At 65.0% G+C, this 11,564-nt stretch carries 10 protein-coding genes; 8 read left to right on the top strand and 2 right to left on the bottom strand.

The genetic code is table 11. The annotated features are described in order from the left end of the window. Positions 1-222: 222 nt before the first annotated feature. The 5 genes from BI327_RS38215 to BI327_RS38195 all read left to right on the top strand — a co-directional run bounded on the left by BI327_RS38215 (position 223) and on the right by BI327_RS38195 (position 5,200). Positions 223-1,707 carry an aldehyde dehydrogenase gene (locus BI327_RS38215; RefSeq protein ID WP_076866776.1) on the top strand — a complete coding sequence of 495 codons (1,485 nt, stop codon included), beginning with the start codon at positions 223-225 and terminating at the stop codon, positions 1,705-1,707. Continuing rightward, positions 1,704-3,092 (top strand): transaminase, encoded by a 1,389-nt coding sequence (locus BI327_RS38210; protein ID WP_076866775.1) that lies wholly within the window; start codon positions 1,704-1,706, stop codon positions 3,090-3,092. Before BI327_RS38215 ends, BI327_RS38210 begins: the two co-directional genes overlap by 4 nt. Then, a complete protein-coding gene (locus BI327_RS38205; RefSeq protein ID WP_076866773.1) occupies positions 3,092-3,889 on the top strand; it encodes an SDR family oxidoreductase in 798 nt (265 codons plus the stop codon). The genes BI327_RS38210 and BI327_RS38205 overlap by 1 nt, the downstream gene beginning before the upstream one ends. An 80-nt stretch (positions 3,890-3,969) precedes the next feature. Next, positions 3,970-4,740: an SDR family NAD(P)-dependent oxidoreductase gene (locus BI327_RS38200; protein ID WP_076866771.1), complete on the top strand. Its 771-nt coding sequence runs from the start codon at positions 3,970-3,972 to the stop codon at positions 4,738-4,740. Between the two features lie 196 nt (positions 4,741-4,936). Then, on the top strand, positions 4,937-5,200 hold the full coding sequence (locus tag BI327_RS38195; RefSeq protein WP_076866769.1) for a hypothetical protein: 264 nt from the start codon (positions 4,937-4,939) through the stop codon (positions 5,198-5,200). Positions 5,201-5,266: 66 nt separating this feature from the next. Here the strand turns inward: BI327_RS38195 and BI327_RS38190 are convergent, their stop codons facing one another. Then, the gene (locus BI327_RS38190) at positions 5,267-5,641 is read right to left on the bottom strand and encodes a hypothetical protein (RefSeq protein WP_076866767.1); all 375 of its coding nucleotides are present in this window, start codon (positions 5,639-5,641) and stop codon (positions 5,267-5,269) included. Positions 5,642-5,949: 308 nt separating this feature from the next. On the opposite strand from BI327_RS38190, the gene BI327_RS38185 reads away from it, so the two are divergent. Together BI327_RS38185 and BI327_RS38180 are read left to right on the top strand one after the other, a co-directional pair. Then, a complete protein-coding gene (locus BI327_RS38185) occupies positions 5,950-6,498 on the top strand; it encodes a DUF3617 family protein (RefSeq protein WP_076866765.1) in 549 nt (182 codons plus the stop codon). Positions 6,499-6,754: 256 nt separating this feature from the next. Beyond that, positions 6,755-7,345, top strand: coding sequence for a DUF3617 domain-containing protein (locus BI327_RS38180; RefSeq protein ID WP_245335057.1), 591 nt, complete (start codon positions 6,755-6,757; stop codon positions 7,343-7,345). Between the two features lie 44 nt (positions 7,346-7,389). On the opposite strand, the gene BI327_RS38175 is transcribed toward BI327_RS38180, so the two are convergent. Beyond that, entirely contained in the window at positions 7,390-7,833 is a 444-nt protein-coding gene (locus BI327_RS38175) for a hypothetical protein (protein ID WP_245335056.1), read from the bottom strand. Positions 7,834-8,068: 235 nt separating this feature from the next. Here BI327_RS38175 and BI327_RS38170 point away from each other — a divergent pair. Continuing rightward, positions 8,069-11,564 (top strand): DUF5801 repeats-in-toxin domain-containing protein (locus BI327_RS38170; protein ID WP_143271776.1); only part of this gene is annotated, 3,496 nt, incomplete at its 3' end.

Genomic DNA, 11,564 nt, shown 5'->3' with positions numbered 1-11,564 from the left:
ACCTTGTCAGTGCTCGCCGGCAGGCGTGAATGATGGTGGGCGACGGGTGTGCACCGAGCGTGCAGAACGTGCGGCCATCGTGTGATCACGCTAGGAGGGGAGTAGCCGCGGTGACATCCACCTATCGGTTGATTGCTGCCAAAGCCTTGATTTGGCGAGGATTGCACCATGCCAGCGATCCTTACTCGGGATCAGCTTTCGTCACCGTCACCATGATCCCGCATGCAGCAAGCCCAGATCGATCAGTACCGATCGGCCGCAATTCCGGCCCAGCAACTCTTCATCGGCGGCCGGCCGTCGCCGGCGGTCAGCGAGGCACGGCTCGATGTGGTGTCGCCGATCGACGGCCGGCTCCTGACGAACATCGCCGACGGCGATGCGGCCGATGTCGACGTCGCGGTGAGACAAGCGCGGCAGGCGTTCGAGCAGGGCAGCTGGTCGCGCGCCGCACCGGCGCAGCGCAAGAAGGTGCTGCTGCGGTTCGCTGATCTCATCGAGCAGCACGCGCTCGAGATCGCGGTGCTCGGCGTGCGCGACAACGGCACCGAGATCGGCATGGCCTACAAGGCCGAGCCACTCTCGGCGGCCGGCGCCATCCGCTACTACGCCGAGGCGATCGACAAGGTGTATGGCGAGATCGCGCCGACCTCAGTCGACGTGCTCGCGCTCGTGCATCGTGAACCGCTCGGCGTCGTCGGCGTGATCGTTCCCTGGAATTTCCCGCTGATGATCGGCGCGTGGAAGATCGGTCCCGCGCTCGCCGCCGGCAATTCGGTCGTGGTCAAGCCGCCGGAGCTTGCGTCGCTCACGCTGTTGCGGCTTGCTGAGCTCGCGACGGAAGCAGGCCTGCCGGACGGTGTTTTCAACGTCGTCACCGGCCGCGGCGCATCAGCGGGCGAGGCGCTCGCACTGCACATGGATGTCGATGTGCTGGCGTTCACTGGCTCGGGCGCGGTCGGCCGGCGGCTCCTGGAATGCTCGGCGCGATCGAACCTGAAGCGCGTCCACCTCGAGCTCGGCGGCAAGTCGCCCAATATCGTGTTCGCCGATGTGCCCGACATCAGGCACGCGGCCAAGGTCTCGGCCAACGGCATCTTCCGCAACTCGGGGCAGGTCTGCGTGGCCGGTTCGCGGCTGCTGGTGCAGTCTGCGATCTATGATCGCTTCATGGCTGAATTGCTCGACGCCACCGCGAAGCTCAACGTCGGCGATCCCCTCGACCTCACCTCCGATATCGGCGCCGTCTCGAGCAAGGCGCAGTTGCGCAAGAATCTCGACGCCGTCGCCCGCGCGGAAGCGCAGGGCGCGAAGCGGCTGATGGGCGGGGAGCAGATCCGCATCGAGAGCGGCGGCAACTTCATGGCGCCTGCGATCCTTGCCGACGTGACGCCGTCGATGGAGATCTGGCGCGAGGAAGTATTCGGCCCGGTGCTGTCGGTCACGCGGTTCGACGGCGAGGAAGATGCCGTCACGCTCGCCAATGCGACGCCCTATGGCCTTGCGTCGGCCGTGTGGACCGGCGCCCTTTCAACGGCGCACCGCATGGTGCGCGCCATCAGGGCAGGCGTCGTGCACGTCAACGCCTATGGCGGCGCCGACATCACGGTGCCGCTCGGCGGCTTCAAGCAATCCGGCTTCGGACGCGACAAGTCGCTGCACGCCCTCGACGCCTATACCGACCTCAAGACCGCCTGGATCGCGCTATGACATCTCTGGCCGCCGAACGCACCGGCGTTCTGAACCGACTGCTCGATGCCGAGCAGGAGCGCTTCAAGGCACTGCATCCGCGGTCGGCGGTGGCCTGGCGGGAAGGCCGGCAGCACTATTTGTATGGCGGCCCGTCGCACTGGATGCGGCGCTGGGCCGGCGGCTTCCCTGTTTATGTCGAGGAGGCGCAGGGCGCGCATATCAGGGACATCGACGGCCGCGACTACATCGATTTCTGCCTCGGCGACACCGGCGGCATGTGCGGCCACGCGCCCGAGGCGGTGACGGAGGCCGCGCTCGCGCAGCTCAAACGTGGCGCGACCATGATGCTGCCGACGGAAGACAGTCTCTGGGTCGGCGCCGAGCTGTCGCGCCGCTTCGGCCCGAAATACTGGACGCTGACGACGTCGGCGACCGACGCCAACCGCGCCGCGATCCGGATCTCGCGCATGATCACGGGCCGGCGCAAGGTGCTGGTGTTCTCCGGCTGCTATCACGGCGGCGTCGAGGAGGCGCATGTCGAGATCCGTGACGGCCGGGTCGGCCTGCGCAACATGATCCACCCCAACGGCATCGATCATGAGACCGTGAGCCGGGTGATCGAGTTTAACGATGTCGCGGCTCTTGAGGCGGCGCTGGCGCAGGGCGACGTCGCCTGCGTGCTGACCGAGCCGCTGATGACGAATTTCGGCATGATCCCGGAGGCTGCAGGCTTTCACGAGACGTTGCGCGATCTGACCCGGCGCGCCGGCACCGTCCTCATCATCGACGAGACCCACACGTTGTCCTGCGGACCGGGGGGCTACACGGCGAGCCACGATCTTGAGCCCGACATCTTCGTCGCCGGCAAGGCGATCGCGGGCGGCATTCCCGCCGGCGTGTTCGGCCTCAGCCAGGAGATCGCCGAACGGCTCTGGAAACTCGTTCCTCATGTCAATCCGCGCGAGCGGCAGTCGGCGCATCTCGGCTTCGGCGGCACGCTCGCCGGCAACGCGCTGACGGTCGCCACCATGCGCGCAGTGCTGGAGAAGGTGCTGACTTCGGCGAATTACGAGCGGATGATTGGAACGGCGACATGGCTCGCGCAGGAGGCGCGCCGGCTGATCGAGACGGCCGGTCTACCCTGGCACGTCACGCAGATCGGCGCGCGTGCCGAGATCATGTTCATGCCGCACCCGCCACGCAGCGGCGCCGACGTCATTGCCGGCCGGCAGCCCGAGCTCGAGACCTTGCTGCATGCGTTCTACATGAACGAGGGCATTCTGGTGACGCCGTTCCACACCATGCTGCTGATGTGTCCGGCGACCTCGGCGCGGGACGTCGACAAGCACACGGCGGTGTTCGCGCAGTTCATCGATTTGCTGCGCGGCGCGGGAGCGATCTGATGCAGGCGCTTCCGTTCAAGCTTGACGGCCGGGTTGCTATCGTCACGGGCGGCGGACGGGGGATCGGCGCCGCCATTGTGACCCGCTTGGTGCAGGCGGGCGCGACCGTTGTCATTGCCAACCGGACACCTGGAGTGGCCGAGGCGTTGGCGCGTGAGCTGGCGGCGGATGGACGGAGGGCACATTGCGTCCCGTTCGACCGGCTCGATCGCGCCAGCTTGCGTGCAATGGTCGACGGTGTCGCCGCTCAATGCGGCCGGCTCGACATCGTCGTGCACAATGCCGGAGGCTGTTCGTGGGCCTCGCTGGAGGAGCTCGATGAAGCCAAGCTCGACGATACGCTGGCGCTCAACCTGAACGCCAGCATCTGGCTTGCGCAGGCAGCGATTCCGCATATGCGCGCGATCGGCTTCGGGCGCATCCTCGTGACATCCTCGGTCTCCGCGCGCGTTGCGATGGGCGGTGGCGCGCATTACTCGGCGGCGAAGGCTGGCGTGAACGCGTTCATCCGCGGTGCCGCCTTCGAGCTGGCGCGCGCCGGCATCACGCTCAATGGCGTCGAGGCCGGCTTCATCGAGAAGCCGGGCCGCGGCACCATGAGCGCGCCGGAGAACAAGGCAAAGCTCGAACGCTTCATTCCGATGGGACACATGGGCAGTGCCGACGACATCGCCTGCGCGATGCTCTATCTCGCCTCCGCCGAGGCCAGATACGTCACCGGGCAGACCATCGTCGTCGACGGCGGCTCGACGCTGCCGGAGACCGGATTTGCCGTCGAACGGCAGTGGGGAATCTAGATGAGCATGATCTCCGCGCAAACGCGTATCGCGTTTGTCACGAGGGAAAACCGGTTTCCACTTTTCGGGATCATGCTGTGATGCCGCGGCTGGAGGGAAAGACGGCGCTGGTGACCGGCGCGGCCACCGGGATCGGCCGGGCAACCGCCGTGCTGCTGGCGCTGAGCGGCGCGCGCGTCGTGCTGTTCGGGCTCGGCGACGCCGAGCTTCAGGCCGCCGCGGCAGAGTGCGGAGGGCAGGCGATCCACGGTGATGTCACCCGGCCGGATGACGTGGCCGGGGCCGTCACCGCCTGCGGTCCGTGGCTCGACATCGTCGTCAATGCCGCCGGCCTGATCGTGCCGGATCAGCCCGCAAGCGTCTCCGACGAGGTCTGGACCAGGACACTTGATGTCAACCTGACGGGGACGATGCGGGTGTGTCGCGCATCGCTGCCGCTGCTCCGGCAGCGCGGCGGTGCAATCGTCAACGTCGCCTCGGTTGCCGCGTTCAATGCCAGCCCTGACAGCGCAAGCTACGCCGCCAGCAAGGCGGCCGTCGTCGCCTATACGCGCTCGCTGGCCTACGCGCACGGCGCGGACGGTATCCGCGCCAACGCGGTCGCGCCCGGCTGGGTGCGGACGCCGATGAGCGCCTATGAAATGCAATTGCTCGCGGACCAGAACGGCACCACCGTCGATGCCGAGTTTCGCGGCGTCGAACGGCGGATCGCGCTGGGGCGGATGGCGGAGCCTGCCGAGATCGCGGCATGCTGCCTGTTCCTGGCCTCCGACGAGGCGTCGTTCGTCACGGGCGCGGTGCTGGTCGCCGATGGCGGCGGCCGCTCGCCGACGCAGAATCGCGCGGTCTAGGGCCGCGTTCCGATTGAATCGGAACGCGGCCGTAGATTCTTGTTGTGACGCGTTTTCTTCACGCGAACCGGGATCCACTTCGTTCGAAAACGCTCTAGAATAGTCGATTGGCGTCGGGGTGTGGCGGCCGGCACCTTGATCGGGACCGGCGGATTTGGCACTCTCACGCCGTCACGTCATTCGATCGAGGGGCGTTATGAACAAGTCATTTTCTGTGATTATTGCGGCGGCCGCTTCAATCGTCATGCTGTCGTCGACGGCGGCGCGATCTGGCGAGAGTTATCCGTTTGGCGATCCGCCGTACCGGCTGGACTACGTGCAGGAGCCTCAGATCGAATCGGGCTGCTGGAAATGGAATTGGCAGCTCTACCAGTGGCAGGACCGCTGCCCGGTCTACGTCTATCCGAAGGCCTATATGTTCTCGCGATCGTCGCGCGCCGTGCTCCGCACCAAGGGGTGAGGAGCAACTTCGCGGCTTGAAGAGCTCTGCGTCGCGCCAATCGAAGCGACGCAGAGCGCATGCACCTTACGAGTGCGCGATGGTGCAGGCCACCTGGTGGTGCTTGCCGAAGTTGAGCAGCGCGTTTTCCCGGAAGCCATCCAGCCAGACGCCGCGACCGGCGTAGCGATAGCCAACGCCCATCGGGACGTGCCGAACATGGATGCCGCCGCGGCCGGTGAGCAGCGAGGCCGTGACCACTTCGCCCTCGACCGACACCGCGCGCGGGCACAGCGGATACTGATGGCCGTTCTCGCAGGTGAAGACGATCTCGCTGCAGGTGCCGACCGGTGCCTTTGTGACCAGGCCGAGATCCGCGGCCGCCGCCGGCCGTGAATTGCCCGACGGCGTTGCACCTAAGGCCAAAACGCCCGCGACCACGTAGCAAAACCGAATGCGCATCAGTGCCCCCTCGTCCAGCGATAGGCTAAGTAATTGAGGAAAAATAACTCGCGCTAAATGAGCAAAAAAAGCCTCCAAGGTCAAACCTGCGGCAACGCTGGGCACCGGGTTGGAGCGCCAACTGTTGCAAGTTTGCTGCAGTGGAACGGAATTGAGCCGGAGGCGGTCCCGCTGCCGCAACCTGCCTTTACTGGCCACAATTGGCCTGCAAGTGGTGAGGGGTATTTTGAGTCGTTTCGCAGGGACTGCTTCAAGCGCCTGACCGGATCGCATCGCGAACGGGTTTTGGGCGAACGTCGGGGGTGGGAATGAACTTCCGTGGTGCCATTGCAAGTTCGCTTCTGTCCCTGATGATCGTCTCGGTGCCGTCGCTGACGGCGCATGCGCAGACGCCGTCGAATGGCCGCGATGCCGCGGCCCGGCCCGCTCCGGATGATCAATCGTTCTCCGGCCCGAGCTTCCGCAAGGGCTTGTGGCGCTTCGTGCGGACGCTCGATGTCGTCAGGTCCGCGAACAAGAACTTCAAGTACCGGGTGGTCAACGCGGAGACCACGCGCTGTGTCGACCCAACCCACGCGATGAAGGCGACCTTCTCGTCGGGACCGGTCGGAAGCTGCGTCTCGGACAAGCCTGAGAAGGTCGGCAATCAATACACCTTCGGGCACCGGTGCGATTACATGGGCACGGTCAGCACCGTCATTACCGTGCGCAGCGACGAGGCCTACACCGAGTTGAACGAGGTCAGCACGGGAGAGCATCCGAGGACCGACACGGTGGTCGCGACGAGGATCGGCGACTGCGATGACGGCGGTGGGGCCGGTCCGGAAAAGACCGCTGCCGCGCGGGTGCGGCACTAACCGCAATCGGCCAGGTAAGCTTGCCAGCATCTGCTCGTCGGGGGCGAGGCGTCAGCCTGCTTTGCTGCGGTGGGCCTGGACTGGACAGTAGTTGTCCGGAGAGTGGTTTCTGCCGCCCGGCCTTGATGTCGCCTCGTCTCCAAGCGAGCATTTGAGTGCGGAGAACCTCAGCCAAAAGGGCGAGTATTTACTCCACCTTAACGCGAAGTGTTCTGGAATGACGTGAGGTTGGGCGTGCTTCAAGTGAAGTCACGCGATGCGCATCGTGCAGCCGATAGGGATTCAGCAAATGACTTCGCGTGAGGGCTTCGGGCAGTCGAAGGTCTTCGCATGCACGCTTGGCGTCGTGATCGCCGTGGCCGTGTCTCTGCTTGCCTCGTCCAGCATGGCGGCCGAGGAAAGCTTCAGCGGTCCGACCTTCCGGAAAGGGTTGTGGCGTTTCGTGCGGACGCTGGAGCTCGTGTCGCCGTCGAACGTGCGGCAGAAGCTGCTCGAGCGCGAAATGACGCGCTGTGTCGATCCGACCCAAGCGATGAAGGCAACGTTCTCATCTCCGTCGATCGGAAATTGCCGTTCTTCGAGGCCGGAGAAGATCAGCAACCGTTACGTCTTCTCCAACCGGTGCGACTACATGGGTCCGGTCAGCACCGTGATCACGGTTCTGAGCGACGAGGCCTATACCGAGGTCAACGAAGTCCATGGCCAGGCGCCGAGGATGGACCGGGTGGTCGCGCGCCGGATCAGCGATTGCCACGAGGATCGGGCTTCGCTTGGCCAGCCGGCGGCGACCCCGAGCGAGGTCTCCCACGACGTGGAGCAGGAGACTGCTGACGGCGAGCCGCTCTAGGCCTGTCAGCAGGGGCGGGGTCTGCAAGATCGCCGGGGGTACCATCAGATCTTCTGCTGGCCGCCCGGCCCAACGACCTTGACCGTGATCTTCTGAATTTCGGTGCGGCCACCCCGGTACTTGACCTCGATGGTCAGGGCATCGTCGCCGAGAAAATCGGGCGGCGACTTGTAGATGGCGACATAGGCAGGCACCTCGAGCGCCAGGCAGGCCTTGTAATTGGTGGTTTGGACCTTCGCTGACTTCACCACAACCTTTCCGGCGGCCGGTGGAGTGACCATCCGGATGGTCGGCAGCGGCCCCGACGTGCAATCGGGCTGCACGTTGAGATAGAGGCCGATTTGGGTGTCCCGGTTGGCCAGCGCCTGAACCTGGCTCTCGACCGTGGTCTCCAGCGGGACCGGCTGCTGAGGGGCTTGCGCGGCCACCGCGCTGAAAGAGTCCCAAATCAAGACGGTGGCACAAGCCAGACGAAGAATCACCCGCATCGACCGCTCCGAAATCGCCGGCCAGGACGAACCGGGCCGGGCAACTACTGCCTTCCGAGCAATCGAATCGCCTAAGCCGTTGTTCTTGCAGCCCCGACCTGTCCGATCTTTACCACACTTCAACGGAAAGCATTGATTAACCAAATACATTTCTTGACCGCGCGGAGGGTTAACAATAGCCTAAAACTAAATTTTTCTACAATTTTTCCTATAAACGCATTTTGCGGAGCTGATAATGCAAGGATCGTTTCAGGTAGCTCAGGCTACCGGCACCGGCAATTCCACCAATTCGGCTCCCGTACGAATTTACAAACTGACGAAGCCGCTGACCGATCAGGCGGTAGTCGTCAATCTCGGGTACGACCAGAAGGCGAAGGTCGATTTTTCATCGATCGCCAACGAAAAGATCACGCTGGTCCATATCGGCGAAAAGCTGATCATTCTGTTCGACAACCAGTCGACCGTGACGGTCGAGCCGTTCTTCGACTCGCGTGCCGATTCGCAGGGCCAGTCGCAGGATGGTGCCGCGCGCGGCAACATTATCGTCGAGATGGCACCTGGTCGCGACATCTCGGTCCAGGAATTTGCCAGTCTGTTTCCGATCGGCACGGACTCCTCCGTGTTGCCGGCCGCCGACAATGGCGGCAACTCGAACGGCAACGCGCAGGCGAGCGGTGCGAATTTCAGTCCGTTCGCGGTCGATCCGCTCGGCCCCGTCGGCACCAATGAACTGGCGCCGCCGGAAGAGTTGCCGGGCTTCAACATCCAGTTGCCGACCGGCTTCGTGCTTACGCAAACGACTCCGGCGCCGACCATTTCCGGCGGTCTCGTTCCGTCGCTGATCGTCGACGAGAGCTTCCTGACCGCTGCGACCAACCATGGTGTCGCCGGTTCGGGGCTGGGCCCGGCAGGGACCACGGTCGCCTCCGTGCAGGTGTCGTTCAACGTTGACGCGCCCGGCGGCGTGCAATCGCTGACCTATGCGCTGTCCATCAGTTCGCCGAACGTGGATTCCGGCCTGATCGATTCGGCGACCGGTCAGCACGTCCTGCTGACGGTCAACGCGGCCGGCGTCGTCGAAGGGCGCACGGCCATCGGTGGCGATCTTGTCTTCACGGTCGCGGTTGATGCCACCGGCCATGTGACGCTGACGGATCTGCGTGCCGTTCACGAGGGAACGCCTGGCAACTTCAATGAAGGGATTTCGCTGGCCTCCGGCCTGATCACGCTGATCGCGACGGTGACGGACAATGCCGGCCAGACGGCAAGCGCGAGCGTCGATGTCGGCTCGCAGCTGACGATTCTCGACGATGGTCCGGTCAATAATGCGACGACGGCTGCGATTGCGGTCGCGGAAGATACGTTGCCTGGCGGCAATCCGGACCTCGGCTCGACGCTGACGACGACGGCGACGTTTAGCGGTGCAACCATTGCCAGCCTGGTCAATTCTGGCGCAGACGCGCCGATTTCGATCAGCTTCAATGCTGCGATCAACGGCGTCGACACCGGTCTGACGCAGAGCACGGTGTTCGGCGGCACCGCCTACAAGATCGTGTGGAGCTATGTCAGCGCCACTGAGATCGACGGCATCGTCTCGGGCGGCCCGAACAATGGCGACAAGGTGTTCACGCTGGTCAAGACCGCGGGCGGCGACTTCACCTTCACGCTGCTGGAGCATGTCGACAACGGCACCGGCGAAGCCAACACCACGACGCTGAACCTGAACAACGTGTTCACGGCGACCGACGCCGACGGCGACAGCGTCGTGATCGACAATGGCGCGACGGTCTCGATCCAGAACGACGCACCGACGCAGAACGCCGGCATCGTGACGATTGCGGTGGCGGAAGACACGCTGCCCGGCGGCAATCCGGACAAGGGCTCGCTGCTGACGACGACGGCATCGTTCACCGGCGCGGAGATCCAGAGCCTGGTCAACGCGGGTGCGGATGCGCCGGTGCTGGTCGGCTTCAACGGCGCGGTCGCTGGCACCAACACCGGTCTGACCCAGACGTCGGTGTTCGGCGGCACGGCGTATAATATCGTGTGGGCTGCCAACGGCGCCCATGAGATGGACGGTGTGGTGAGCGGCGGCCCGAACAACGGGCAGGTGGCGTTCAAGCTGGTGCAGACTGCCGGCGGCGACGGCACCTTCGGCACCGCGGATGACGTCTTCACCTTCACGCTGCTGGAGCATGTCGACAACGGCACCGGCGAGGCCAACACCACGACGCTGAACCTGAACAACGTGTTCACGGCGACCGACACCGACGGCGACGTCATCGTGATCGACAATGGCGCGACGGTGACGATCCAGAACGACGCCCCGACCCAGAACACCAACACGGTGACCGCGGCGGTGTTCGAGGACACGCTGGCGGCGATCGCGGGCCACCAGTCGGCCGGCAATCCCGACGGCGGCGCGCAGCCGACCATTGCGACGTTCACCGCGGCGCAGATCGCGAGCCTGGTCAATGCCGGCGCCGATGCGCCGACGCTGCTGCTCGGCTTCAACTCGGCGATCACCGGCGACACCGGGCTGACCCAGACCGCGGTGTTCGGCGGTACCGCCTACAAGATCGTGTGGAGCTATGTCAGCGCCACCGAGGTCGACGGCATCGTCGATCCGGCGAGCGGCAGCCCGAACGCCGGCGACAAGGTGTTCACGCTGGTCAAGACCGCCGGCGGCGACTTCACCTTCACGCTGCTCGAGCATGTCGACAACGGCACCGGCGAAGCCAACACCACGACGCTGAACCTGAACAACGTGTTCACGGCGACCGACACCGACGGCGACGTCATTGTGATCGACAATGGCGCCACGGTGACGATCCAGAACGATGCGCCGACGCAGAACACCAACACGGTGACCGCGGCGGTGTTCGAGGACACCCTGGCGGCGATCGCCGGCCACCAGTCGGCGGGCAACCCGGATGGCGGCGCGCAGCCGACGATTGCGACGTTCACCGCGGCGCAGATCGCAAGCCTGGTCAATGCCGGCGCCGACGCGCCGACGCTGCTGCTCGGCTTCAACAGTGCGATCACCGGCGACACCGGGCTGACCCAGACCGCGGTGTTCGGGGGCACCGCCTACAAGATCGTGTGGAGCTATGTCAGCGCCACCGAGGTCGACGGCGTTGTGTCGGGCGGTCCGAACAATGGCGACAAGGTGTTCACGCTGGTCAAGACGGCGGGCGGCGACTTTACGTTTACGCTGCTGGAGCATGTCGACAACGGCACCGGCGAGGCCAACACCACGACGCTGAACCTGAACAATGTGTTCACGGCGACCGACACCGATGGCGACGTCATCGTGATCGACAATGGCGCGACGGTCTCGATCCAGAACGACGCCCCGACGCAGAACACCAACACGGTGACGGCGGCGGTGTTCGAGGACACCCTGGCGGCGATCGCCGGCCATCAGTCGGCGGGCAATCCCGACGGCGGCGCGCAGCCGACGATTGCGACGTTCACCGCGGCGCAGATCGCAAGCCTGGTCAATGGCGGCGCGGATGCGCCGACGCTGCTGCTCGGCTTCAACAGCGCGATCACCGGCGACACCGGTCTGACCCAGACCGCGGTGTTCGGCGGCACCGCCTACAAGATCGTCTGGAGCTATGTCAGCGCCACCGAGGTCGACGGCATCGTGTCGGGCGGCCCGAACAACGGCGACAAGGTGTTCACGCTGGTCAAGACGGCCGGCGGCGACTTCACCTTCACGCTGCTCG

Source organism: Bradyrhizobium mercantei (genome assembly GCF_001982635.1).
GTDB classification, from domain to species: Bacteria; Pseudomonadota; Alphaproteobacteria; order Rhizobiales; family Xanthobacteraceae; genus Bradyrhizobium; species Bradyrhizobium mercantei.
Note: the sequence above shows the minus strand (reverse complement) of the source record. Positions and strands in the feature narration are given on the sequence as shown.

What these genes read in the sequence shown, in the direction of transcription:
- BI327_RS38215 (WP_076866776.1), top strand. Translation starts at nt 223, where the DNA reads ATGCAGCAAGCCCAGATCGATCAGTACCGATCGGCCGCAATTCCGGCC.
- BI327_RS38210 (WP_076866775.1), top strand. Translation starts at nt 1,704, where the DNA reads ATGACATCTCTGGCCGCCGAACGCACCGGCGTTCTGAACCGACTGCTC.
- BI327_RS38205 (WP_076866773.1), top strand. Translation starts at nt 3,092, where the DNA reads ATGCAGGCGCTTCCGTTCAAGCTTGACGGCCGGGTTGCTATCGTCACG.
- BI327_RS38200 (WP_076866771.1), top strand. Translation starts at nt 3,970, where the DNA reads ATGCCGCGGCTGGAGGGAAAGACGGCGCTGGTGACCGGCGCGGCCACC.
- BI327_RS38195 (WP_076866769.1), top strand. Translation starts at nt 4,937, where the DNA reads ATGAACAAGTCATTTTCTGTGATTATTGCGGCGGCCGCTTCAATCGTC.
- BI327_RS38190 (WP_076866767.1), bottom strand. Translation starts at nt 5,641, where the DNA reads ATGCGCATTCGGTTTTGCTACGTGGTCGCGGGCGTTTTGGCCTTAGGT.
- BI327_RS38185 (WP_076866765.1), top strand. Translation starts at nt 5,950, where the DNA reads ATGAACTTCCGTGGTGCCATTGCAAGTTCGCTTCTGTCCCTGATGATC.
- BI327_RS38180 (WP_245335057.1), top strand. Translation starts at nt 6,755, where the DNA reads ATGCGCATCGTGCAGCCGATAGGGATTCAGCAAATGACTTCGCGTGAG.
- BI327_RS38175 (WP_245335056.1), bottom strand. Translation starts at nt 7,833, where the DNA reads ATGCGGGTGATTCTTCGTCTGGCTTGTGCCACCGTCTTGATTTGGGAC.